At 44.5% G+C, this 25,720-nt stretch carries 24 protein-coding genes, 1 pseudogene and 1 other annotated feature; of the genes and pseudogenes, 4 read left to right on the forward strand and 21 right to left on the reverse strand.

Annotated elements, in window-relative coordinates; translation table 11 throughout:
* Window positions 1-65: 65 nt before the first annotated feature.
* Entirely contained in the window at window positions 66-1,490 is a 1,425-nt protein-coding gene (locus SPSPH_RS18870; protein WP_075757978.1) for a sigma-54 interaction domain-containing protein, read from the reverse strand.
* 134 nt (window positions 1,491-1,624) lie between these two features.
* Between SPSPH_RS18870 and SPSPH_RS18875 the strand changes: the two genes are divergently transcribed.
* Complete coding sequence (locus SPSPH_RS18875) at window positions 1,625-2,677, forward strand: proline racemase family protein (protein WP_075757979.1); 1,053 nt, start codon at window positions 1,625-1,627, stop codon at window positions 2,675-2,677.
* 176 nt (window positions 2,678-2,853) lie between these two features.
* Window positions 2,854-3,906, forward strand: coding sequence for a proline racemase family protein (locus tag SPSPH_RS18880; RefSeq protein ID WP_075757980.1), 1,053 nt, complete (start codon window positions 2,854-2,856; stop codon window positions 3,904-3,906).
* Window positions 3,907-3,954: 48 nt separating this feature from the next.
* On the opposite strand, the gene SPSPH_RS18885 is transcribed toward SPSPH_RS18880, so the two are convergent.
* The 17 genes from SPSPH_RS18885 to SPSPH_RS18965 all read right to left on the reverse strand — a co-directional run bounded on the left by SPSPH_RS18885 (window position 3,955) and on the right by SPSPH_RS18965 (window position 19,721).
* Window positions 3,955-4,344, reverse strand: coding sequence for a hypothetical protein (locus tag SPSPH_RS18885; RefSeq protein WP_075757981.1), 390 nt, complete (start codon window positions 4,342-4,344; stop codon window positions 3,955-3,957).
* A gap of 56 nt (window positions 4,345-4,400) precedes the next feature.
* Window positions 4,401-4,625, reverse strand: coding sequence for a hypothetical protein (locus SPSPH_RS18890; protein WP_075757982.1), 225 nt, complete (start codon window positions 4,623-4,625; stop codon window positions 4,401-4,403).
* A 267-nt stretch (window positions 4,626-4,892) separates the two neighbouring features.
* Window positions 4,893-6,962: a methyl-accepting chemotaxis protein gene (locus SPSPH_RS18895; RefSeq protein WP_075757983.1), complete on the reverse strand. Its 2,070-nt coding sequence runs from the start codon at window positions 6,960-6,962 to the stop codon at window positions 4,893-4,895.
* 100 nt (window positions 6,963-7,062) lie between these two features.
* A complete protein-coding gene (locus SPSPH_RS18900) occupies window positions 7,063-8,112 on the reverse strand; it encodes a proline racemase family protein (protein ID WP_075757984.1) in 1,050 nt (349 codons plus the stop codon).
* Between the two features lie 68 nt (window positions 8,113-8,180).
* Complete coding sequence (locus SPSPH_RS18905) at window positions 8,181-9,671, reverse strand: BCCT family transporter (RefSeq protein WP_075757985.1); 1,491 nt, start codon at window positions 9,669-9,671, stop codon at window positions 8,181-8,183.
* Window positions 9,672-9,711: 40 nt separating this feature from the next.
* Window positions 9,712-11,154 carry a trimethylamine methyltransferase family protein gene (locus tag SPSPH_RS18910; RefSeq protein ID WP_075757986.1) on the reverse strand — a complete coding sequence of 481 codons (1,443 nt, stop codon included), beginning with the start codon at window positions 11,152-11,154 and terminating at the stop codon, window positions 9,712-9,714.
* 169 nt (window positions 11,155-11,323) lie between these two features.
* Window positions 11,324-12,124, reverse strand: a complete 801-nt coding sequence (locus SPSPH_RS18915; RefSeq protein WP_075757987.1) for a methyltetrahydrofolate cobalamin methyltransferase — start codon at window positions 12,122-12,124, stop codon at window positions 11,324-11,326.
* A 15-nt stretch (window positions 12,125-12,139) separates the two neighbouring features.
* Window positions 12,140-12,778 carry a corrinoid protein gene (locus SPSPH_RS18920; protein ID WP_075757988.1) on the reverse strand — a complete coding sequence of 213 codons (639 nt, stop codon included), beginning with the start codon at window positions 12,776-12,778 and terminating at the stop codon, window positions 12,140-12,142.
* A 62-nt stretch (window positions 12,779-12,840) separates the two neighbouring features.
* Window positions 12,841-12,987, reverse strand: a complete 147-nt coding sequence (locus SPSPH_RS18925; protein ID WP_083945731.1) for a proline racemase family protein — start codon at window positions 12,985-12,987, stop codon at window positions 12,841-12,843.
* Window positions 12,988-13,102: 115 nt separating this feature from the next.
* Entirely contained in the window at window positions 13,103-14,359 is a 1,257-nt protein-coding gene (locus SPSPH_RS18930; protein WP_181382945.1) for an MFS transporter, read from the reverse strand.
* A gap of 141 nt (window positions 14,360-14,500) precedes the next feature.
* Window positions 14,501-14,884 carry a Rid family detoxifying hydrolase gene (locus SPSPH_RS18935; protein WP_075757990.1) on the reverse strand — a complete coding sequence of 128 codons (384 nt, stop codon included), beginning with the start codon at window positions 14,882-14,884 and terminating at the stop codon, window positions 14,501-14,503.
* A gap of 106 nt (window positions 14,885-14,990) precedes the next feature.
* Window positions 14,991-15,848 (reverse strand): YitT family protein, encoded by an 858-nt coding sequence (locus tag SPSPH_RS18940; protein WP_075757991.1) that lies wholly within the window; start codon window positions 15,846-15,848, stop codon window positions 14,991-14,993.
* A gap of 87 nt (window positions 15,849-15,935) precedes the next feature.
* Window positions 15,936-17,114 carry a CaiB/BaiF CoA transferase family protein gene (locus SPSPH_RS18945; protein ID WP_075757992.1) on the reverse strand — a complete coding sequence of 393 codons (1,179 nt, stop codon included), beginning with the start codon at window positions 17,112-17,114 and terminating at the stop codon, window positions 15,936-15,938.
* A gap of 25 nt (window positions 17,115-17,139) precedes the next feature.
* On the reverse strand, window positions 17,140-17,676 hold the full coding sequence (locus SPSPH_RS18950; protein ID WP_075757993.1) for a 2-oxoacid:acceptor oxidoreductase family protein: 537 nt from the start codon (window positions 17,674-17,676) through the stop codon (window positions 17,140-17,142).
* The gene (locus tag SPSPH_RS18955) at window positions 17,676-18,416 is read right to left on the reverse strand and encodes a thiamine pyrophosphate-dependent enzyme (RefSeq protein WP_075757994.1); all 741 of its coding nucleotides are present in this window, start codon (window positions 18,414-18,416) and stop codon (window positions 17,676-17,678) included. Before SPSPH_RS18955 ends, SPSPH_RS18950 begins: the two co-directional genes overlap by 1 nt.
* Window position 18,417: 1 nt before the next feature.
* On the reverse strand, window positions 18,418-19,500 hold the full coding sequence (gene vorB, locus SPSPH_RS18960; RefSeq protein WP_233139208.1) for a 3-methyl-2-oxobutanoate dehydrogenase subunit VorB: 1,083 nt from the start codon (window positions 19,498-19,500) through the stop codon (window positions 18,418-18,420).
* A 23-nt stretch (window positions 19,501-19,523) separates the two neighbouring features.
* Window positions 19,524-19,721, reverse strand: coding sequence for a 4Fe-4S binding protein (locus tag SPSPH_RS18965; protein ID WP_075757995.1), 198 nt, complete (start codon window positions 19,719-19,721; stop codon window positions 19,524-19,526).
* 286 nt (window positions 19,722-20,007) lie between these two features.
* Here SPSPH_RS18965 and SPSPH_RS18970 point away from each other — a divergent pair, with 286 nt between their 5' ends.
* Both SPSPH_RS18970 and SPSPH_RS18975 read left to right on the forward strand, forming a co-directional pair.
* Window positions 20,008-20,796 (forward strand): IclR family transcriptional regulator, encoded by a 789-nt coding sequence (locus tag SPSPH_RS18970; protein ID WP_083945732.1) that lies wholly within the window; start codon window positions 20,008-20,010, stop codon window positions 20,794-20,796.
* A 212-nt stretch (window positions 20,797-21,008) separates the two neighbouring features.
* Window positions 21,009-22,088: a type II asparaginase gene (locus tag SPSPH_RS18975; protein WP_075757996.1), complete on the forward strand. Its 1,080-nt coding sequence runs from the start codon at window positions 21,009-21,011 to the stop codon at window positions 22,086-22,088.
* A gap of 58 nt (window positions 22,089-22,146) precedes the next feature.
* Here the strand turns inward: SPSPH_RS18975 and SPSPH_RS18980 are convergent, their stop codons facing one another.
* The 3 genes and pseudogenes from SPSPH_RS18980 to SPSPH_RS18990 all read right to left on the reverse strand — a co-directional run bounded on the left by SPSPH_RS18980 (window position 22,147) and on the right by SPSPH_RS18990 (window position 25,694).
* A complete protein-coding gene (locus SPSPH_RS18980) occupies window positions 22,147-22,443 on the reverse strand; it encodes an AraC family transcriptional regulator (protein ID WP_331250344.1) in 297 nt (98 codons plus the stop codon).
* Between the two features lie 48 nt (window positions 22,444-22,491).
* Window positions 22,492-24,141: pseudogene (locus SPSPH_RS18985) on the reverse strand (2-isopropylmalate synthase); the annotation flags it as partial.
* Window positions 24,142-24,204: 63 nt separating this feature from the next.
* Window positions 24,205-24,433, reverse strand: a binding site (T-box leader).
* Between the two features lie 265 nt (window positions 24,434-24,698).
* Window positions 24,699-25,694, reverse strand: coding sequence for a hypothetical protein (locus SPSPH_RS18990; protein WP_075757998.1), 996 nt, complete (start codon window positions 25,692-25,694; stop codon window positions 24,699-24,701).
* Window positions 25,695-25,720 lie beyond the last annotated feature (26 nt).

A 25,720-nucleotide genomic window follows, 5' to 3' on the forward strand; every position in this document is an offset into this window, starting at 1 on the left:
ATCGAAAAATTTTGTCAGTTCTTTTCTTTTTTTAATTATTAATAAATACTCAAAAATTATTATAATTATTCATTTCTCCGCTTAATTCCGTATTTCTGCATTCTATAATTTAACGACTGCCTGCTCATATTAAGCTGCTCTGCCGTATAAGTAACATTTCCTTTATTTTTCAGTAAGGCGTCTATGATCGCTTGTTTCTCATTTGATTCAATTTTTTTGAATACATTCTCATTTTCTTTGGTTTTGTCAGTATCCGAAGTTACTGAAACAGCAATATCGGAAGCACAATTACCAATTTCTATTTTAGCCAAAAACTGCATCATATGTTTTTCAGTTATTTGGGTGTCTTCCGCAGAAACAAAATTCATCGCAGACTCAATACAGTGCTTTAGCTGCCTTATATTCCCCGGCCAATTGTATGATACCAGAATATCCTTAACAGCATCATTCACTGAGATAATGTTTTTATTGAATTTTTCATTATAATGTTCAATAAAATGCTGACATAACGGCAAGATATCACTTTGCCGTTCAGCAAGGGAAGGTATTAAAATATTGACTACCGCAAGCCTGTAAAACAAGTCCTCTCTAATACTTTTGTTTTCTATAGCCTTCTGCGGGATCATATTGCTGCTGCTTATTAGATGAATATCAAAATCGATGGAATCTTTACTGCCTAATCTGGTGACCTTTTTTTCTTCCAGCACTCTCAAGAGTTTTGCCTGTGAGGTCAATGGCATGGAGTTCAGTTCATCAAGAAACAATGTCCCGCCCTGTGCCTGTTCAAAAATTCCTTTCCTATCAACAGCTCCGGTATAAATCCCTTTTGTCGTACCAAATAAAATACTTTCAATTAACGTCTCGGGGATTGCCGCACAGTTTACAGCGATAAAGGACTTTTCTTTTCTCGCGGAAGCAGAGTGAATAGCTTTTGCAAAGACTTCTTTTCCCGACCCTGTTGGCCCTGTTAGAAAAACCGCCGAATCGCTTTGCGCTGCCAATGTTGCAATGGAAAGGCAATTCAAAAAACTGGGGGATTTGCCGATTATATGACCGAATGCACTGTCGGTGGAATTCTTTGTATTTACAAACCGCTGCTGCAAAGTCCGTTGATTTTTTATAATCTCTCTGAAAAAATCAGTATTGTACTCTATAGAACACGCGCCTTCTGTAATGCCATCAATTATAATAGGAAATCCGTTACAAATCTGGTTGATTTGTCTTTCGTTGCGAGAATACCGGCACAGAAAATGGTCTACGTCCCGGTTGGTTTCCAATACCTTGCGCATTGCAGACTCATGAGAGTCATAAACATCATCTATCTTTCTACCAACAACCTTTTTAGCTTCTACTTCATCTATGGTTTCTGTCGCGTCATTCACAAAAATAATGGTTTCTTCTGTATCACAAATATAAATTCCTGTAGGAATATTATTAAAAAGCTTTACTAAAAAAGGATATTCCGCTAGCAGTTGTTTAATCTTAGACATTTTTAAAACACCTCTGATTAATTTAATCACGCAACATTAGTGCGATGCATAATTATGCATATTTCTAACATTGGCACACAACTTGCGATTAATACAGGCATAGTATTTTTGTACAAAGAAAGGAGTATCAAAGAATGGGAACAAAAAGATTTTTCAATGTGGTTGAAGCCCATGCCGGAGAACCTATGCGTGTTATTACTGGCGGAGTCCCCAATATTCCTGGCAATACTGTGTATGAGCAAATGCTGTATCTAAGAGAGCACGATAATCAGGTAAAAAACCTTATGCTCCGGGAACCACGAGGCTATCCTCCTCTATGCTGCAATTTAATTGTGCCGGCAAAAAATGAGAAAGCCGCTGCAGGATATATTATTATGGAGCAAACAGAGTATCCTCTTATGTCCGGAGGGAATACCATATCTGTTGCAACCGTTCTGCTCGAAACAGGTATGATTCCGCTGGAAGAACCGATAACTGAATTTTTGCTGGAAGCGCCGGCGGGGTTAATTCCCATTAAAGCAGAATGTAAAAACGGCAAAGTGACTGGAATTACATTTACCAACGTTCCTGCATTTCCTGCCTATCTTGATAAGGAAATCGACGTCCCCTCCATCGGCAAAGTAACGGTTGATATTGCCTGGGGCGGCGCCTGGTTTGTCATTGCAGATCCGAATCAATTTGAAGGACTGAAGCTGGAGCCATCTCATGGTGGCAATATTGCAAGGATTTCAGCCCTGCTGGTAAAAGCGGCTCAAGAACAATGTCCGGTAAGACATCCTGATTATCCTGATATTCCGATTACTCTGGCACAATTTTCAGAGCCCTCCGATTCTCCCGGCGCAGATTATAGAAATGCGGTTACTGTACTGTCCGGAGAAGTGGATTTTGACAGGCCTGAGACCTGGACAGGCGCACTGGACAGATCTCCGTGCGGGACAGGTACATGCGCAAAAATGGCAACTCTTTATGCCAGAGGAAAACTCGGCTTAAACGAGGAGTTTGTCAATGAAGGTATTCTTGGACTTAAGTTTAAGGGGAATCTCTTAAAAGAAGTTAAAGTTGGAGAATACACTGCTGTTGTACCCACAATTACCGGCCAGGCATGGATTTACGGGTACAGTAATTATGTACTGGACTCTACTGATCCATTTACAGAAGGCTTCACTGTTGGTGATATATGGAGTTAACATATATATCAAGATAAAACCAAAGCAGATAACCATGCAAAATAGTCAACTCATTTCGGCTAAGGCTGAAACATCGTCAGGCAAAGTGGATAATCTCCTTCACCTTGCCTGGCGGAAGCCGAAGGAGATGGGAATCTTAACACAATGATTAATATCAAATCTTTAGGAGGATACTTATGAGCTTCAAAAGAATCTTTCAGGCGGTAGAAACACATTCAGGCGAACCCATGCGAGTGGTCACCGGCGGTGTACCCAATATTCCGGGCAACACGGTTTACGAGCAAATGAAGTGGCTTGAAAAAAATGATGACCAGGTGCGTTTGCTGATGCTGCGCGAGCCAAGAGGATATCCGCCGCTGTGCTGCAACCTGATTGTGCCGCCTAAACATCCGGATGCTGCCGCAGGTTACATTATCATGGAACAAGTGGAATATCCAGTGATGAGCGGAGGAAATACGATTTCGGTAGCAACAGTCCTGCTGGAGACCGGCATGATTCCGATGCAGGAACCGGTTACAGAATTTCAGCTTGAAGCCCCGGCCGGATTGATTGGGATTAAAGCAGAATGCCATAATGGAAAGGTTACGAAAGTAACATTTAAAAATGTTCCTGCTTTCGCAGCTTATACCGATACTGTGATCGATGTGCCTGAACTCGGCAAAGTCACTGTGGATGTCGCCTGGGGCGGTATGTTCTATGTTATTGCCGATATACGGCAATTTAACTGGCTGAAGCTGGTGCCAGAACAGGGTCGGGAAATTACTCGTGTTTCTTCTCTGATTCTGAAAGCCGCTCAGGACCAGTTGCCGGTAGAGCATCCGGATTATCCCGGCGTTGGCATTACAATTTCTCAGCTTTCCGGCCCTACTGATAATCCGGAAGCAGATTGGAAAAATGCCGTCACTGTTGCCAGCGGAGCAGTGGACTTCAACAATCCTGCCACTTGGACCGGTGCACTCGATCGTTGCCCGTGCGGAACCGGTACTTGTGCGAAAATGGCCACCCTGTATGCCAAAGGCAAGTTGAAGCTGAACCAGCCGTTCCGTCACGAAGGCCTCTTAGGAACTGTATATACAGGTCATTTGGTCGAAGAAGTTCAGATTGGAAAATATAAGGGAGTTATTCCCACCATTGGCGGACAGTCTTGGATTTACGGTTATAGTACATATGTTCTAGACCCTGCGGACCCCTTTGTTAATGGCTATACGGTTGGCGATATTTGGGCTTAATCCTTAGTCAAGAGTCACAAAACCGTTCTGTTTTGTACGGTTCGGCAGCTATTGCCTTATTGTCAGTCTCCAAGTTTTCTTTGCAAAATTTGGAGACTGCTTTTCTTTCACTGGGTTGGCCGGATTTACATCCAATAATATTTTATAAATGGAATTACTTTGGTCTTCATATAACCAAATCAACGGCATCCTTCGCTTTTTCTTATAACCCCAGTCTATTGTAAGTGCAACTACGGTATTAAATATTTGACTAGAGTAATCATTAAATCGAAGTTCTATATGTAAAGATCTTTTATCATCATTTTTTTCAACTTTAAATTGTCCTAATACTCTTGTATCATCACGCGCATGTAAGTTATCAAAAAATTTTACCTGGCGCCCTAAGGTTCTCCCAAATATCTCTTGGAGACTACAGTATACCTCGTCTATGCTGCTCATTATGCATCTTCCTTTTCATATGTCCTAAGATTCAGAGATAAAAATTTGCTATTCGTTTATTTGCGGTCTATGGGCAATTCACGTCCAGTAATCAATAAAATTTCTTTTGCAATGTCGACAATTTTATTAATAGTCTTAGCTCTGTCTTCTTCTGCAATTTTATGTTCATAAAGGTTTTCTCCGCTATTCTGAACGGTTTGTAGTTTTGCCGGTTCGTCTATGGTCTTACCTAGCACATTTTCCGAATTAAAATCAATGTTTTTAACTGATATATCATTCATAAACATGCGCCCCCTACAAAAGTATAAGGTAAAAGTTAAGAGAGTCCGAGTATAGACTCTCTTACATCATCGTCTTCAAACATTGATAAAGCTACTTTTCATTTGTCTGTTATATTTGCTTTTTATTATCGTTTCATTTTGCGTATTATCGTTTCATTTTTAATATATATGTTTCATTTTATTATTTATATGTAAATAAATCAAGTCTTTTGTTTCGCCTTTTAGCGTTATAAATCATAAAAATTCTCTTGGGCTTGTACCTGTAATTTATATACCAAAGTTTCTAATAGAATCCTGCAGCGACTGGGCTAGCGTAGCCAGTGATTGACTTGCGGATGCAATTTCATCCATCGCAACCGACTGCTCTGTGGCAGCTGACGCTATGGTTTCGGCTTCCTTGAACGAATTCTTGTTGGACTCGTTAATCCGTTTTACCGACTCGACAATTTGCCGGCTGCCTCCCTGCATTTGATTACTGAGTAACGATATTTCCATGACCTTGTTGGACACTTCGTTGATCATTTCGGCAATTTCCTGAAATGATTTACCGGAGGCGTTTAATAGCTCAACACCCAGTTTGACTTCCTGGGTGCCATTATCCATAGCCGCTACTGCTTCATTGGTATCGGCCTGGATTTCATTAATCAGCGTGGCAATTTGCTTGGTGGCTGCCTGTGATTGCTCGGCCAGCTTGCGTACTTCTTCCGCCACAACGGTAAAGCCCCGGCCACGTTCTCCGGCCCGTGCTGCTTCAATGGCGGCATTCAGGGCAAGGAGGTTGGTCTGTCCGGCGATACCTGTTATCGTATCCACGATTTGGCCTATCTCCCTGGAGCGCTCCCCAAGCTTAGACACCACTTTGGCAGAGTTATTTACAGTATTCTCAATTTGTTCCATCTGATTGGCAGCCTTACTAACAAGGATTCTGCTGTCGTTCGCTTTCTCAACAACTTGATTTGACTGGCTGGCAACAACCGTAATGTTATCATCTACTTGTTTAATGCTTGTTGACATCTTTTCTACTACCAGCAGGGTATCGTTAGTTTCAGCCAATTGTCCTGATGTATTTTTAGCCATATCATTAACCGATGCTGCTACCTGTTCGGAGGCCTTGACAGAGTTTGCTGAAATTGCGGTTAGTTCCTCTGATGCTGCCGCCAACTGTTCAGATGCCTGCGTTGCTTCGGCAATCATGCTCCGCAAATTCGCTACCATTTGTCCAATGCTGTTTTCAAGAACGCCTATTTCATTTTTTACCCCGCTACATCGAACAGTTATGCCCAGGTCGCCTCCGGCAATGCTTCGCGCCACATCGGAAAGCATTGTTATTGGCCGGGCAATCTTATTTGAAGTTATCAGGGTTATGATCAGGCCGATAATCAGTGTGGCAATACTAATTAAAATAATGTTGTTTCGGATTTCCGTGGACGTTTTATACAGCTCTTGTGTTGGCAGGAAAGTAGCTATAACCCAGTCCGAATTTGACGCTTGCGCTGAAACAACAGCGAAATGAATGCCGTTAATTGTCAGTTCAGTCTGAACCTGAGGTGCCTCCAGTATGTTTTCAAGCCCCTCGATGCCAATATCTTTTACATACTTGTTATTATTCTGTGGATTACTGGGGTCTGCCAAAATCATGCCAGATTTATGTATCATCATGCAATAACCAGTTTCGCCGATTTTTATGCCGTTTAAGATTTCTGTAATTCTGGCTGTGGAAGCGTCAATTCCCATAACGCCGATTACTTGTCCCTCGGAGTTTTTTATCGGTGTCGCATTGCTGACAATTAAACCGCCTAAACCGCCGGCTGACGCATCAACATAGGGAGCTGTCCGGGAAATCGTATCATTGCCATTGAGGGCGGCTTTGTACCATGGCCTTTCACGAGGGTCATAATGAGCCCAAATGCTGTCTTCCGGCCATAGAACATAGCCGCCTGATTCAGTGCCCATATATACATAGAGAGTGCCTGGGTGAGTTTTCCCATAATGTTCGAAGGCTTGAAAGATTTCCTGCTCTATACCGCCATTTTTTGAAGGTGTCATGACTTTTTTCATATCTATATCCATGTATTTTGTTATGGTATTATCGGCTTTAAGAATGAGGGGATTAGCCGCAAACATTGTTATATCTTTGTCAACCGCTCCCTGAAACAAATTGATTGCTTCATTGATTGTTTGTATCTGTTGTTCTGAGGTCCTGAAATAACTTTTGAGAAGAGCTGCTTGAGTTATTGCATTCAGAATTATTCCTAGCGGCAATACCGCTATAAGGATTAGCAGAATTGAGTTGGCAATTAGCTTTAGACGAATTCCCTGAAATAATTTTTGTCCCATCTGGATGCCCCCTTAACAAGTTGGATTGTCAATTATATATAAGGGACAGGTATGTTACTTTAAAATTAAAGCAACATACCTGTCCCTGTTTTACATCAACTTACCAAACATCTCCGATTGTAAATCCGTTCGGAAATGGATCGGTTTCATGCAGAACCCATTTACTAAATCCGTAAATCCAGCATTGTCCTCCAACTGTAGGGACAATTGCCTTATATCCATGAATTTCAGTTTCTTCGACAGCATGTCCTGTAAATGTAATTCCCATAAGCCCTTCGTTATAGAATGGTTCGTTCAGCTTCAGCTTCCCTTTTGCATAAGCAACGGCCATCAACGCGCAGGTACCGGTTCCGCAGCAGCCACGATCCAAGGCACCTGTCCAGGTGGCCGGATTATTAAAATCAATCTCCCCTGACATCACCACATTGGAAGAACGCATGGTTTTTCCCGGAGTGAGCGGCGGCTGATGCATGATAGATAAGGTAATTCCGACTCCCGGATAATCAGGATGTTCAACCTGGATCTGCTCTTGAGCCGCTTTTGTAACTAACGCAGAGATTCTAACAATGTCTTTTCCTTTTTCAGGAACCAATGTTAAACCTTCAAACTGCGTCGCATCAATTACTACATAAAACATCCCGCCCCAGGCAATATCTACTTTTACTTTTCCCAGATGAGGAACCTCTATCTCTTTATCCAGATGGACTGCAAATGCCGGAACATTTTTGAAAGTTACCTGCGTAACTTTTCCATGACTGCACTCTGCCTTGATGGGAATAAGCCCTGCCGGGGCTTCGAGATTAAACTCAGTAACCGGTTCTTGCATGGGAAGAAGGCCGGTTTCAAGAAGTGCGGTTGCTACAGCCATAACATTGCCGCCGCTCATCATTGGGTATTCTACCTGTTCCATGATAATAAAGCCTGCTGCGGCACGGGGATCTTTTGCCGGGACAATCAGGTTGCAGCAGGTTGCCGGGGTACCGCGAGGCTCTCTTAGCATCAACAGCCTGAGCTGATCGTCATTTTTTTCTAACCAACGGCACATCTCATAAACAGAATCTCCGGGAATAGTAGGAACACCAGTTGTAACTACCCGCAATGGTTCGCCTTCATGAACTTCAATTGCATCAAACATTCTTTTAAAAGCCATACTTTTTACCTCCCTTAATTTTTAATTATGCTTGTATTCACATAATTTTGAATTTTAATTATCTAAAACTACACTTCTTCCTCAGAAAAGGCTTTAACTACACAGTAACACATGACCAGCATAATCAGCATGAACGGAAAAGCACCCGCGATGGAAGCCGTTTGCATACTCTTCAAAATAGAGGTACCACCAACCAGAATCAACATAATGGTTACAGCACCTTGTGCAATACCCCAGAAAGCGCGCAATTTTTTACTAGGTTCCATGTCTCCGCCTGAAGTCAGCATACCTAACGTATAGGTAGCAGAGTTAACGGCGGCTGTAAGAGAAGTCACAATTGCGACAATCGCCAGTGGGGCGGTAATTGCATACAATGGCAAGTGTTTAAGAAGAGCAAACAAAGCTGTTGCTGTATCTGCTTGCACAGCTGCCTGAATAGCACCATTGGACAAAGAATCTAGGTGGAAAGCAGCTCCGCCGTATATTGCCAGCCAAATGAAGCAGAAACCTGATGGTAATAGGGTTATTGCAAGAACAAATTCGCGAATAGTACGTCCCTTGGAAACTCGGGCTACAAATTGACCGACAAACCCAGCCCAGGCAATATACCAAGCCCTGTAAAACACCGGCCATGCTTGTGTCCATTCAAGATTGCCCATCCATAGGCTTTGGCCGATAAAGTTCTGCAAGTAATCACCAAGCGTATGGGTAAAAATATTTAATTGGAAAACCGCTCCACCTAACAAGAAAGTAAATAACATAAACGCGCTCATCAGCCAAACCTTGGTATCGGCAACAACCTGCATGGCTTTGTGCAGCCCGGAAATCGTGGCCAGTGTAACAACCGTTGTTATTACCCCGATAGCCATGGCAGCTATCTGTGGTGATGATTTGATTCCCCAAATATACTGTAGCCCCCCGGCAATCTGGTTGGCCCCCAGCCCCAAGCTGGTGGCCACGCCAAATATGGTAGTAACAACCGTTAGAATATCAATAGTTTTGCCGATAGGCCCATGAATGCGTTCACCAAGTATCGGATAAAACGCCGAACTAATCAAACAGGGCAGACCTTTCCGAAACTGGAAGTATGCCAAGGCTAAACCGCAGACCCCATAGATAATCCAGACATGGATGCCAAAATCATTAAATATATACCGCATAGCCAAAAACATGGCTTCTGCCGTTTGCGCCTCCCCAATAGGAGGCTTCATATAATGAATCATGGGTTCAGCAACTGCCCAGTAAAGCAAGCCTACCCCCATACCACTGCCAAATAGCATGGTAAACCATTGGAAATTAGTAAACTCCGGCTTATCGTCATCTTTACCAAGCTTGATGCCGCCATAGCGGCTCAGAGCAGCACCAATGACAGTCACTGTAAAGATAAACACTGACAGCAAGTATAGCCATCCAAAATTAACTGTTAAAAAAGCTAACATGGTATTAGCCGCTTTATCTGTTTGAACAGGCATAATTATACTAACTGCTACAAACAATAAGGCAATAGTAGCCGAAACATACAAAACAATACGACTTTGCGAGTCTTGACCGGTTGACATAAATCATCATTCCCTTCCTGAAACATGTAGTACGGAGAAATTATTTAGAATGATTTTTAATATACGCTTCCAGTTCCTGCTCTACCGCCTTATCCAGCATGGTATCCGGTGCTTCTGCCAGCCGCCGTTTCCATTCTGCATTAGCCCGGCGCAGCACGTATTCATAATCCTCAATACTTCTGGAAGCCGGAGTACTGTTCCAGTCCGTATATTTGGGATACCAGCCTTCGCGGAAATGCGCCATTGTGTCTTTACTGGTGATAAATTCGCCGCGGCTGCCTACTTTCATTATCACATCTAGGGATGCCGCCTCGTCTGAGATGTCAATGCCGTTTCTCATGTGCAATAACCGGCTGGTGATTTCCTCGTCAATAATAGTCTTTTCGTATGAAGTTGTCATCAAGCCTTCCAGGGTACCGATTTCCGAGAGCATATAGTCAGCCCCGGATAATGTGTTGCCCATTACATTTTCATAGGATTCGATACCGCCCTGCACATCCATATTCACAGAGTCTGAGCCGTAGGTAATGGTACGGGAAGGCAATTTATAAAAGCGTTTTCCCAGTTCAATCGAGCCAACCTGCAGCGCCACCCGGTCCGGTGAACCGCAGCAGTACTTGGCTCCCCGCATATTTCCTGGTGTTGCCCCTGTACCATAGCCTACTGGATTGCCTGGGTTTACAAGCTGTGATAAGACAATACCGGATAGCAGTTCTGCATTCTGCATAACCAGAGTTCCAAATATTCTGACTGGTCCGGTTACACCTGTGCTGGTAGCTGTTCCGGTGGTAACCACCTGCCCGCGCTCAGACAGCGCAATAATACAATCCGTTACCTCACTGCTCCATGCCATCGGGCTAAGGGAAGGAGTAGAGCCTGAGGACAGGTAAATATTCCCGCCCGGCACCAGCTTTTCACCCATAACAATTTCGATCATATCCATAGCTTCATGCATCTGCTCATAGGTGAACAGCTTGGTATAAAAAGGCTTATCCGTATGGCGTAGCAAGGCACGCATTATCATCAGATGACGCACACTAATATCAATATCATTCGCTTCCACACCATTATTTGAGTTCATGGTCATGACATTACTGGCCTGATATATTTTCACCAGATTTTCCATGTCTTTTAAGGTTCCCAGCCTGCGTCCCTGATCCAAGTCCAATACATTAACCGGGCCGATAGGGCCAGGCACACCGTAATCACCGGCTCCCAAATCCAGATTCCGCTCGCTGTTTCGCCCGCGTATAACAAAATGAGACGGAGCAGTCTCAAGAGCCTTACGCACTTGGCTCTCGGTAATATATACCTGCTCCCCTTCTACACGGAAGCCATGTTTTTTGAAAATATCCAGCGCACGTTTACCGGGAAAGGTAATTCCATTTTCCCAGAGCAGTTTCATGGAAAAATCGTGTACCCGCTGTAAATCATTGTCTTCAAACATTGATAAGACTACTTTTCTCATTTTTTTGCTGTCCATATCCTCGCTCCCTCTTATCTTTATTTTATTGTTAGGATTGCCTACTGCCTGTTGCAACTAATATTTCTACCGCGAGTCTGCTGCAGTCTTAGGGTGTTACCGCTGCAATCGCTAACAGCGGATAACACCTTAAACACGTTCACATCCTGCTACTTTAATTCATCTGCTTTTATTCTTCATAAATCCCTTTGCGATGCGCTTTTAAATAGCCCATGCAGTAATCATCTTTGCCTAACAGCGTCGCGCCGGCATAAATGACTCCCATCATGCTCTTATCGGTCGGATTCAAAATATACCCGTCCATCCCCAGGGTCATGGTCTGAGCCACAAACAACCGGTTCAGCACCTTCCTGTTAGGCAGCCCGTAGGACACATTGCTCAGGCCGCACATAAAGTGAACGTCAGGATAGTTTTGTTTTATCAGCTTGATGGTCTCCAGCACTTCGACCCCTGCTGTCTGCACACTGCTTACGGGTTTTACCAACGGGTCAAAATAGATATCGTCATCCTTAACCCCTGCCGCAGTCAATTTGCGATACAGGCTGTCCACCACCCGCATCCGGTCTGCCGCCGTCTCCGGCATTCCATGATCGTCCATGCACAGGGCAACTACCTTGGCTTTATACTTCAGTACCAAAGGCAGGATTGCTTCAAATCTTGGCCCCTCGTCGGTGATGGAATTAATCATTGGCGTACCGTATTTAGCCAAGGCCAAGCCGGCTTCCAGCGCCTGCGGGTTGGGGCTGTCGATACAGAGCGGCGCCTGCACGGCTTCCTGAATGGTAGTTACCAGCCACTGCATATACTCCACTTCATTAAACACCTTATTGCCGCAGTTGACGTCAATATAGCTGGCGCCTGCCTCTAACTGTTCCCGGGCCACTTGCTGAATATATTGGGCATCTTTCCCCTCAACGGCTTCACTGATGGCCTTCCGGCTTGTATTAATCAGTTCTCCTACAATTAGCACAATGCAATCCTCCTATTACTTATTAACCACCATCTGAGCCGCCATTTCCTTACAAGCCACGGCATCGACACAATAGCCGTCGGCTCCGATTTTTTCCGCAAACTCCGGATATAAGGGAGCACCGCCAACCAAAATTTTAACCTTGTCTCTCAGGCCGGCTTCGGTGATGGCATCAATAGTATCCTGCATCGCCATCATAGTAGTGGTGAGCAGCGCACACATGCCAACAATCTGGGGTTTATGTTCTTTAATTGCCTCAACAAAAGTTTCAGGGGCAACGTCTATACCTATATCAATCACATTAAAGCCACCGCTTTCCAGCAGCATGACTACCAGATTTTTGCCGATATCATGCAAATCGCCCTTTACCGTTCCCATGACAAAGGTGGATACACTGGCCGAATCCTCTGTGGATAACAACGGCTTAACAATCTTTAGACCTTCGCCCAAAGCTCTGGCACACATCATAACTTCCGGAATAAACATTTCGCCTGACTTAAACTTGGGAGCAACTATGTCCATGCCGACCAGCAAGCCATTGCTGACAATCTCCATTGGCTTCGCGCCAGATTCTACCAGACTCTTGGTGAGCATGATTACTGCTTCATCATCACCCTGGTATACCGCTTCTGCCAACTCTTCAAAATTACTCATACAATACATACCTCCTAAAATTTTTTATGTTAATGTGGCACAATTAGCATTGTAACAAAAAACTACCATATGTCGCCAACAGTAAATCCTTCTGGGAAAGGATCTGTCGGATCAAGCACATAATTGCTGTATCCGTAAATCCAGGCTTCTCCCCTGACAGTAGGTATAATAGCTTTCTTGCCTGGTATGCTCGGTACACCGCCTAACAACTCTCATGGGCTTTCCGCAATGAGTCTCCACCGCTTGAAACATTCTTTCAACTGCCATACTTACACCTCATTTTTATATATTAATAATTAATATTGATTCTCTGCACAAACTCACTTAAATTTGGGGGGTCATGCTTGCTTCAGAAACCCTCTTTTTGTCCATAGATTGAGTCTGTTTCATAAGCAGGAAAGCACCGATGATACCTGCTACAGAAAATGCAATGAGGAGAATGAAAATCTTGTTAAAGCCGGCTTCGACATTGCCTGCAGCGGTAGCAGCATCCAGCCAAACCCCGCAGATAGCAGGAACAATCATGTCAGGCAGAAATGCAATGAAGGAAATAATCCCGGTGCCAAGCGGTGTCATTTTCACAGGAATTCCGGCCTGCCCCATAACCGACCAGTAGGTTGCTTTCATTATGTTGGCAATGAAAGCAATAACAAGAGTCAAACCAATGCATACAGGAATGACTTTGCTGGTAAACATGATAGCAGCAATGAGCACAGCAATAATACCAAAAAGGAGTATGAACCCTTTGCCCTTGTAGGTAAAGCGGTCAAGAAGCCAACCACCAAGGAAGCCGGCGAGAAAGACAATAACGTAACTGCGAATAATCCCGAGAGTCGAAGCAACCGATTCGGAAACATCCAGCACACGGACGGTATAAGTAGTAAGATACCCGTTACCGAGACTCCAGGAAATATAAGCGCACATAATAATCCAGGTAGTAAGCCAAATCCCTTTGTTTTTGAGAACGTCCATGGTGGTGTATTTTTCTTCTTCTTCGTTACTACCGATAACAGTTTCTTTCTTTTCTTCTTGGGGAAGGAAAATGAAAGCCAGTATCAGGAAAACAACGGTAATCGCAGCGCCAAAGAGCAAGACATAACGAAAGCCAAGAATCGGGGCGGCAGCAACATTCATGATACCGAGAAAGCAGAAACCAGTGATGGTTTGAGTAATCCCGCGGGTTGCTTCACTGCTGCCAAAAAGAGTGCTTTGGTTGCTTTCGTCACCAAGAGAACGAATGCCGCTGAGATATGCAGACCATAAAGTGGCAATACCGAAAAAACCGTAGAGAATATGGATGATGATAAGTAAGAGGTAGTTGGTAGTAAAAGCGAATAAAACTGTTACTGCAACACAACCTGCAAGAGTAACGCATATAAGGGATCGCATAGAGAAACGGGCAGCAAAGTAACCGCCGATGGGGTAACACAGTGTACTGGCAAAACTGACAGACGAGGCTAACACGCCCATTTGGGTATCATTGAGATTAAGCGCAGCTGCCATTTGGTCATAGAAGGTGTAGCGCAAGTATGGAAGCTGATAAAGAAGAGCAGCGGTACCACTAAGAATAATGAAAATCATTAGTTTCTTAAAACCGAAATTCTTCATAATCTTCTCCTTTTATTCTCTCAGAGGAGTGCCTCAAAGCAGCGGCGTGTATTGTTGTCATGGTGAAACCACCCCGTCCTTCAGACACCCCTCCGTAGAGGAGCATTTAAATTACTATTCCGCCACAAAAGCTATCATCGCAGCTTCCAGTGGAGCATTAGCTGGAAGATTGCCAGCCTCGATCAATACGCGCGCAGGTTTGTGGTCTTTGAAGAAGGCAGAATAGACCTCATTGATGGCAGCGAAATCATCAAGACTTTTCACAAACACATCCACTTTAGCCACTGTATCCAGCCTGCCGCCACCGGCTTCTACGACGGAGAGCAGATTGCTTAGAACAAGCTGAGTGGCTTCTCTGATGTCTGTAACCATTTGGTTGGTTTTCGAGTCTAGCGGAATCTGACCGGAAGTGATGATAACATTACCGCATTTCGTGCCATGGGAATAGGGACCGATTGCTTTGGGCGCACTTGCGCTTTTAAGAATATCCAGAGACATGAATTTGACCTCCTTTCCTTAATATATTTTCATAAAAGTGAACAAAACTATTTCACCGGTATGCTTTGCGTTTTGCTCACTTCTAGTACTACTAGCAACATAGGTTCTACTCGCTTACTTTGCATTGGTTTGGCAGTTGCTTTGCACTATTTTTTCCAAAGGAATAATCCAAGTCCAGCGAAGCGCAAAAAGCAGACGGATCTGTGCGCTCAACTATACGCTGAAGCTTGTTTACATCCGATTTGCGGCAGATACAGAGCAGGCCAGGAATATCTGAAAGGGCAGAAACTTTACAAGGAAAAGTCGCTTGGATTTTTTGCAGAATTTCTTTACTGTGTTCAGTAAATACCACAGACATTGCATCAATTTTCATGCCATACATGACCTTATTGATTACTACAACGCAGACATACAGATTAAGAATGGAATACAACATCAAATCCCAGTCTTTGAGCAGCATCGAACCGACAACAATAATGATAAAATCCACAATCAACAGGATATAGCCGATGGGGATATTGGGATATTTAAGGAGAACCAGTCGTCCTACTACCGTTGTTCCGCCAGTGGTCGCCCCTGTCGGCAGCATCATCCCCATGCCCACACCCATCATGATGCCGCCAAAGATAGCAGCCAGCAGCATATTATCGGTAAATGGCGGCAAGAAGGCCCACCAGTCGATCAGCGCCGAAGTGAGAAGAACGGTCAGTATTGTATAGACCAGCATCTTTCTCCCCAGGTAGAATACAGCAATTAGAATAAGCGGCACATTTATGATAACGCTTAGAAGACCGATGGGAATGCCGAACAGCGCTTTTGCAATCACCGCAATGCCGGTTACGCTTCCTGGAATAATTTTGGCAGGATCAATAAATAAGACGACGGACAAGGCATAAATAATACTACCAATCACGATGTACAGCAGTTCCCTGCCATATTGCTTTACATTGGAAATGACACGCATCCTCCTCTGTTATCTTACTGGTACTCAATAATCAGGTCATCAGCAATAGCTACCCCTTCAGCGGTGACACTCACCGGATTCAACTTCTTATATAATCCCTTTTTTCTTATACATATCCGATTGTTCATCTGTGAGCCCAAATATTTCCTTGTTGTGCTGACCAAGCAATGGAGCCGGCATTTCTACCTTGCCAGGGGTTCGGGAGAATTTTATCGGACACCCCGGGATACGCATATCGCCTATAATTGGATGCTTTATATCGACAATCATTTCTCTTGCGATAATCTGAGGATGATCAATTGACTCCTGCATATTCAGCACTGGGCCACAGGGAACCCCTGCCTCTTCCAAAATCTTTTCAACAGCATCCTTACTTCTACTGCCAACCCATGCTTGAATAATCCCCTGCAAGCTGCTCTTATAATTTTTGATCCGCAAAATATTAGTCAGGTACAATGGATTGTGTGCCAACTCCGGCATACCAATAGCCTTACAAAACTGCTCAAACAGCTTGTCGCTGCCAACGCCTATGGCGATATAACCGTCTGTTGCCTGATAAATGTCAAAAGGAGCGATGTCATTGGCACTATTTCCTTGCCGCTCAGGTATTTCCCCGGCCATCGTCGTTCTTACAACAGCGTTTTCCAGCAGGCTGAAGACGGTATCAAGCATCGCAACATCAACATACTGCCCTTCGCCGGTACGTTCTCTGTTATAAAGCGCCATCATGATACCCAGGCACAGATGTACACCTGTTGCACTGTCGGCGATAGACGGCCCTACCTTTGTCGGCGGGGAATCGGGGAATCCGGTAATATTCACCATGCCGCCCATAGACTGGGCAACAACATCATAGGCCGCCCGGTGCGATAACGGTCCATATTGACCAAAGCCGGAGCCGGAAGCATAAACAATACGGGGGTTCATTGCCCGTAAGCTTTCATAATCAATACCCAATTTTTTGGTTACACCCACACGATAGTTCTCAACAACAACATCCGCAGCTTTTACCATTTTGAAGAAGAGCTCTTTTCCTTCCTCAGCCTTTAAATTCAGCGTAACTCCCTTTTTATTCCGATTTAAAAAAGCAAAATAACCGCTTTCTCCGCTGTTTTTATCAATTGGCCCCCAATTTCTCACCTGATCGCCGCAGAGAGGTTCAATTTTAATTACCTCGGCGCCGTTATCCGCCAATAAGGCAGTACAAAACGGACCATTATAGGCATGGGTCAAATCCAATACCTTAAGTCCTTCCAGAGCCTTCATACGTCATCCCTCCTCCTATTACTGACTACCTTGCCGTTGCCTGAGTATAGCCAATATTATAGCATTCCAGGTTTTTCGGGCTATTGAAGCCCTTTTTTTCAAAATACTCATTAAGTCCCTTGCCAAACTTTTCCGGGTCAATCAAGCCGGTGGCCTTCATCATGGCACCTAACATGACCAAGTTAGCGGCGCGGCTGTTCTCCAGGCTGCTTGCCTGACTGGTGGCATCAATGGTGAATACCTTGACATTTTTGGGATATTCCCGTTCTTCCACAAGTGAGCTGTTGACAATGACATAGCCGCCGTCACGCACATCGCCGATGAACTTTTCATAAGATGGTTCGTTCATAACCACCAAAATATCCAGCTTGGTGGGATAGGGGCTGCCTATCTCCTCGTCCGAAACTACCACACTGCAGCTGGCGGTGCCGCCGCGCATTTCAGCGCCATAGGATGACGTCCAGCTTACATTTTTACCGTCACGAGCGGCAATATCGATTAAAATCTTTCCGGCGGTCAAAATGCCCTGTCCGCCGAATCCGGCAAGAATGATGTCTGCCATTACTTGGCACCTCCTCTGTCAACATAGGTTCCCAGGGGGAATACCTTCTCTGTTTCGTTTTTAACTTTCTCAGCAGCCTCAACCGGTGTCATCTTCCAGTTGGTGGGACAGTTGGAAAGTATCTCGATGAGCGAAAAGCCCTTCTTGTCACGTTGATTCTCCAGCCCGCGCTTAATCATACGCTTGGTTTGGTCAACATGCTTGGCATCATACAAAGCTCCCCTGGCAACATATTCAACATCAAAATTCTTGAATACATTGAGCATGTCGACAGGCTGTCCGGCTTGTTCTTTGGTTCGCCCTTTTTTGGAGCTAAGCGTCTTATCGCCTATGAGGGTGGTAGCAAGACACAGCTGGCCGCCGGTCATACCAAAGATACCGTTATTGACAACAATCATGGTTATCGGAATATCGCGGATGGCAGTATAGCAGGTCTCAGCCAGACCGATAACATAGGAGGAGCCGTCCCCGGCATGAACATATACGGTTTTATCAGGACGAACCTTTTTTACGCCGGTAGCCACCGCTGCACAACGTCCGTGCGGGCCGGCAATAGCGTCAAAGTCTAATGCTTCCAGCGACCAGTAGGAACAGGCTATATCCACTACACTGATTGTGTCATCTGCCATGCCGAGTTCTTCCAGGCATTCGGCAATCAGCCGCTGGATAACGCCATGGCCGCAGCCGCCGCAATAGCCGACAGGTTTGATAATGGATACAGGTTTTTCAAGTTTTGCCATCTTACAGCACCTCCACGGGCTTAACTTTTCCAGCCAGGATCTGTTTGCAGTCTTCAATAAGGCCCTCAGCGGTAGGAACACGAACACCTGTTAAATGACCATACAGAGGTTTGCTGTGCTTACAGGCAAGCAGTATGTCCTCACCCATCTGGGTAGAAAGGCTCATCTCCACTGTCACATACCCTTTCACACAATCCGGCATTTTCTCAAACGCCTTGCGCGGATACGGCCATACGGAAATGGGACGAAGCAGCCCCAGCTTCAAGCCTTCCTTGCGCGCCTGCCGCACAGCGGATTTGCAAACACGGGAGGAAATGCCATAGGCGACAAGCACCAGCTCAGCGTCATCGGTCATGACTTCTTCCCAGCGTTGTTCGTTTTCAAACATGGCAACAAACTTCTCTTTCATTATGGTGTCAGCAGCTTCGCGCCCAATAGTGCGGTCAAGGTTGGTGACCTTATTTTTCTTTACGCCCCGCGGTTTGCCGGTCAGCGTCCAGTCAAATTTGTCCTTATCATGCTCATAGGTTGGCGGCAGTGTACATTTTTCAATCATCTGACTGATAGCACCATCGCTTAAGATGATAACAACATTGCGGTACTTTTCCGCCAGGTGAAATGCTTCATAAGTAAGCGCTGCACATTCACTCACAGAGGCCGGAGCCAGTACAATTTGCCGGCTGTCGCCATGGCCGCCGCCACGCACCGCTTGCCAGTAGGAGTCCTGTCCTTCGGTAATTTCGCCGTCACCCAGGCCATAACGCATGACGTCTACGATAACGGCAGGCAGATTATAGGAAGAGAGATAGGAAATGCCCTCCTGTTTCAGATCATAGCCAGGGCCGGAAGAGCTGGACATACAGCGCGCACCGGCTGCTGCCGCACCCCAGAGCATGCTCATACTGGCAATTTCATTTTCGCCCTGAATGAAGGTGCCTCCCCACTTTTCCATGTTGCTTGCCATATATTCCAAAATCTCGTTTTGCGGCGTAATGGGATAACCTGCATAGAAACGACAGCCTGCTCTAAGCGCAGCTTCGGCTATAGCCTCATTGCCTTTCATCAACATATAATCTGAATGCAATTGAATTCTCCTCTCCAAATAAATTATTCAATAGTAAAGACATAGTCCGGACAGACCTTGTAGCACATACCGCAGCCGATACATAGCTCTTCGTCCACAGTTATAATCTCATATCCCTTTTTATTGACTTGCTCTAAGGGAATAATTGCTTGCTTAGGACAGTTGCCCACGCATAATCTGCAACCTTTACATAGTTCGATAGTTAATCTTGCTTTAGCCATCACTGCACTCCTTCCAATTTCATTATTTCGAAATGATTTTTACATATTTTGAAACGTTATATAGTTATTTTGAAACGCAATTTAATAATACACTGATTTTAATTAAAAGTAAATATGGTTATTTTAAAATTCATATAATTGTACTTTCTTTTTGAAAATAATACATGATACAATGTACATGTTATTATTCATGGAATACATGGCTCATTTGACAATGAAAATACATAAATTGTATAATGTTTAAAAAGTCATATAAATTCATGTGACATGGTGAGGAGATAGTAAAATGCAAATGCCACTGAATGATACTAAAATGGGGTCAGTACAGGCCATTGACCGTGCGTTGCTAGTGCTAGAAACCATTGCCCAAAATGGAACCCTCAGTATAAATGATTTACACAACAAACTTGGCTTAAATAAAGCCTCACTTTCACGTATTGCCTCCACACTATACAGCAATGGATATCTGAACAGAGATACTAAAACGGGAGACTTCTCTTTATCCTTACGGGCCTTTGAGGTTGGAGTGCAAGCAGTACGCAATCTGGACTATATCAATTTAATTAAAAGTGGGTTAGCTGAACTATCTTCGAGTTTAAAGATTATCGCTCAATTTTCTATAGAAGATCATAATGAACTTCTTTGCCTGGAAAGCTTTGACCAACAAAATACCGGCTTTTCAATTTATACACGGGTTGGGCAGCGTTCGCCGCTGTATTCCACAAGCGCCGGCAAGGCAATTTTAAGCACCTATTCTAATGAGGAAATCATTGATAAGTGGGAAAAAATGGACGTTAAACCATTGACCTCTAATACCATCACAGACATAGAAACCCTGCTGAAGGATATTGCCCTGATACGCCAGCGCAATTATGCATTAGACCTGGAAGAAAATGAACATGGGTTGTTCTGCGTTGGAACAGTACTTTTAAATTACAATCGCAAGCCTATTGGCGCTGTAAGCCTGTCTGCAAATTCCATGACGAAAGAGGAACAGCTTCGCTACAGTGAGGCCTTGCTGCAACGTGTGCACCGCTTGTCCACTATGCTTGGCTACACACCTATAAATACATAAACAAGATAAAACCCACCAGGACTCCGTAAGATCGAAGTCCGGGTGGGTTTTATCTTGCTTAAATCCATAATATTTCAAAATATCGCGTCATCAGAGGACAAGCTTCGAGAACGAAACATAATTTACAAATATTACCTTATATGCCTCTTTGAATTTTTTTCCAGATTAATTATAATTGATTTGGAATCCATTATACTAAGGAGGGGTCCTAATTGAACCGGAAAACTTATTGTTTGCTCGCGATCATCTGCTTGCTGGTATTTAGTCTGCAAGCCGTATGTTTCGCAGAAGCACCTGCCAGGCTCCCGAACGTTAAGATTCTTGCCACCGGCGGCACCATTGCCGGCTCTGGCGCAACCAGCACTACGACGGTAGGTTACACTGCTGCGGTAGCACCTGTTGATGCTTTGATCAACAATGTACCTGAGTTAAAAAAGATTGCGAATGTCAGCGGCGAACAGGTAGCCCAAATTGCCAGCGAAAACATGACCAATGAAGTTTGGCTTACTCTTGCTAAACGTGTTAATCAGTTACTTGCTCAAGATGATGTAGACGGCATTGTCATTACTCACGGTACCGATACATTAGAAGAAACGGCCTATTTCCTTAACTTAGTCGTAAAAAGCAATAAACCGGTGGTTGTTGTGGGTTCCATGCGTCCGCCCACAGCTATGAGCGCCGACGGCATGCTCAACCTCTACCGTGCTACCATTCTTGCAGGCAGCAAAGAAGCGGTTGGCAAAGGTGTTCTGGTTATGCTGAACGATACCATTCATGCCAGTCGGGATGTAACCAAAACAATTACTGACCGCGTCGATACCTTTAGAGCTCCGGAAATCGGCCCCCTTGGCTTCTTCACCGGGGATAAGCCGGAATTTTACCGGGCTCCGTTACGCAAGCACACTACTGATACCGAATTTGATATCAGCAGACTAAATGCTCTGCCACGGGTTGATATTGTTTACCACTATGCCAACAATACCGGCGTTGTGATAGAAGCTCTCACCCAGGCAGGCGTAAAGGGCATTGTCCATGCCGGTACCGGTAACGGCAGCATTGGCAAAGCCGAGTATCCGGCCATTGAAGCCGCCCAGAAAAAAGGCGTAGTCATCGTTAGAAGCGCCCGTGTCGGCAACGGTATTGTTGCCCGTAACGGTGAAGCCAATGATGACAAATACAATTTTGTCGCCGGCGACAACCTGAACCCGCAGAAAGCCCGCATCCTTTTAATGCTGGCACTAACCAAGACCAATAACCCGCAAGACATTCAAAGAATGTTCCGGGAATATTAAAAAACGGCAAGAGCTCCGGATAACCCGGAGCTCTTGCCGTTTTTTGAACCATTCATCACTATGCCTGCTTTTTATTGCGGAACTGAACGGGCGTCATACCGAATTTTTCCTTGAAAAGTCTGTTGAAATGCTCCACATTGGGATAACCCACGCTGTCGGCAATGGTCTCAACCGTCATGTTGCCGTTTTTGAGCAGGGTACAGGCCTTTTTCATACGGACATTTCTTACAATTCCACCAAAAGTGTCCCCTGATTTCTCTTTGATATATTTAGACAAATAGGGAGGAGTCAGGTGCATATGGCGGGAAAGCTCCTCCAAAGTGACTGTTAAGTAATTGGTCTGGACATAATTCATGATTTCATCAATTCTCTCATCCCGGGACTTGCCTTCGTCCTGTATTTCCTCCAGGCGATTGACGGCCACCACCAGGGCGTTAATCGAGGATTTGATTATGTCATCGTCAATGCCGACACCCCAATATAGTTTGTTGCGATAGCTAACGCCAACATAGGACACTGCTTTCGAGGAGGAACCGCGGGAAAGGGCATGCTCTTCGTAAACCGTCAATTCATAGTGAATGTCAAAGTGTTGTTTAAGTGCATTACTGACGGCATCCAAACGCCCGTTGCCATGGCCGGCAATGGTTCTGACCTGGCCGTTATGCCGGATGCTGATCTGGGCCACAATACCGTCAAGTTGTTTGAAGTAGCATTCGTCAACAGAAAACCAGGGTGTATTATTTATATATTTATCCTCAAATATCTGATATACCCACTGCGGTGATAACTCCTTATGCTCACGGTCGGAAACATCCTTGACGGCATAGCCGACTTCTTCCTTCATCTGCGCGGGAATGCTCATGCCGTAATGCTGTTTGAGTATATAGCCGACGCCGCCTTTGCCTGACTGACTGTTAATCCGGATGACATCCGAATCATACTGCCGTCCCACATCCTTCGGGTCGATGGGGAGATAAGGAACCGACCAGGCAGCACTGCTTTTTTCCTCGCGATGCTGCATACCCTTGGCAATAGCATCCTGGTGTGAACCGGAAAAAGCAGTGAATACCAGTTCGCCGGCATACGGCTGGCGGGCAGGTACCTGCATTCTGGTCAACAGCTCATACTTCTGGCATATTTCCGGCATATTGCTGAAGTCCAGCCCGGGGTCAACACCATGGGAGAAGAGATTCATCGCCAGGGTGATAATATCCACATTGCCTGTTCTCTCGCCGTTGCCAAACAGGGTTCCCTCAATTCTTTCAGCGCCCGCAAGCAGGCCGAATTCAGCGTCGCATACGCCGCAGCCCCTGTCATTGTGAGGATGCAGACACAAAATAACGGCATCCCGGTATTTAAGGTGCTTGTTCATGAATTCCACCTGTCCGGCAAATACGTGCGGCATGGCATTCTCCACCGTTGTGGGCAGATTGATGATAGCCTTCCTGGCAGGTGTCGGCTGCCACACATCCAATACGGCATTGCATATTTCGAGGGCGTAGTCCACTTCTGTCCCGGGAAAGCTCTCCGGACTGTACTGAAAAGAAAAGTTGCCGGTTGTTTCATTAGCCAACTGCTTCAATAATGCTGCGCCGTCAACCGCAATCTGTTTGATCTCTTCCTTGCTTTTGCCGAATACCTGCTCCCGCTGGGCGACAGAAGTGGAGTTATACAGATGAATTACCGCATGCGGCGCACCCTTAACCGCTTCAAAGGTTTTTCTGATAATATGCTCCCGCGCCTGGGTCAGCACCTGGATGGTGACATCAGCGGGAATCATATTTTTCTCAATTAATGTCCTGATAAAGTTGTATTCGGTCTCCGATGCTGCCGGGAAGCCCACCTCTATTTCCTTAAAGCCAATCTTAACCAGCATGGCAAAAAACTCTAATTTCTCTTCCAGGCTCATCGGTTCAATCAGCGCCTGGTTCCCGTCCCGCAAATCAACACTGCACCAGCTTGGCGGTTTATCGATATGATCTTTTTTTACCCAGTCATAGGATACTACTGGCGGCATAAAATAAGCCCGCTCATACTTTTGAAAATTTTTCATTATATATCCTCCATTCTGATGCGGCATACGCAAAAAGAGCTTTCGTCTCATAATCATAACGATTATAGAGACGAAAGCTCACAGCTTCCGCGGTACCACTCTACTTCATGCGTAACACACTCTTATCGGCACATTTCATGCCTATCCCGGTAACGGTGGATACCGTCACAGCCTACTCAATTTTCAGCCGGAAGCTCCCAGGCGAGTTCACCGCATTGCTCATACTGTTTCGCATCAACCAACAGCTTTCTGAAATCACGTTGCGACTACTGTTCCTTTTCATAGCTTTTCAAAAGGGTTTATGTACTTGTTATCATACTTGATTACTAATTGAATAATATCACACCTGATTAAGTTTGTGCAGTGATAAATTTAATCAGTTTTATTGATGTTATTTAACATTTTCTCCATATTATATCTGAAAAACGGCACCGCACTTTACATTTTTTCTATTATTACAGGACTTATGTATCAATACCATAGGCAAAACAGAGAACAGGATTTTGTATTACAATTTGATTAAAGAAGCAAAATGAGCGTCCCTTCGCTTCTTTATGTTATCTTTGTCGTTCAAAATCATCAGTTGATTTTACAACCTTCATACCTGCTAATTTGAAATTAGCCAAGGCTTCCTCAGCAATGGCGGGAAAATCAGGACTGCCGGGCGTTGGCTTGACAGGAGACATACAATCTTCAAGGATATAGATTTTATTTTCTTTATACCCATAGAAAGTATCAGGAACACGCTTTTGCGCATGTTGAATGGATTTAAGCATATCTTCAAGTGTCGCTTTTACACAATGGCTTGATGCTTCTCCCGCAACGTATATACGGTCAAAACCCATCAGATCTGTCATCAGATTCTCATCAAAGTTTCCCACAACCTTCAGTGAACCATCTTTAAAGTAAAGATTTGGGATTTCGGGTGATAATACACTGTAATTTTCCGTCCAGGGGCTTTCCCCTTTGATGACCCATTTTATTTCCTTACCTCTCATTAAAGAGTAGAAAAATAGCATTTCATACAGCATTGGGACTACCGCATTATCAACAGAACCTTTCTGAGTGTGATACTCCCAGGTAATTAGAATGTATTTTTTACTTTTCTCCAGCTGTTCAAGATAGCTTTCAATGAGCTCAATCGGAATCCACTCCGCATATGGTCTCCACTTTTTCTCTTTAACATCTTCTAATGTAATAATCGTAAACGGATCAGGGCTTTCATTTTGATCGTTAACCCAAAATCCCGGTGTATGTATTTGAAATACTGTGTGAGTATCAAGAGATACCAGAATTTCGTCAATCCGTTCAAGATTATGGTAGATAAAATCACAAATTCGTTCTATATCTTTTTCAGCCCCGTCAACGTATAGACTTGCACCAGGGATGCAAAATCCCACCTGCGGGTCAATCAAAAAGAGAGCTATCATTTCACTATCTTCGACTGGTTTGAATTCCTTATGAAGTTCCTGTGCCTCTGTTTGGATGAGATTATATCTGGGCAAGTATAAATTTCCGGCACGATCAGGCGAATAAAAGCTTGGCCTTTTCATTATAATCAACCCCTTTTTTAATTATA

Source organism: Sporomusa sphaeroides DSM 2875 (assembly GCF_001941975.2).
GTDB classification, from domain to species: domain Bacteria; phylum Bacillota; class Negativicutes; order Sporomusales; family Sporomusaceae; genus Sporomusa; species Sporomusa sphaeroides.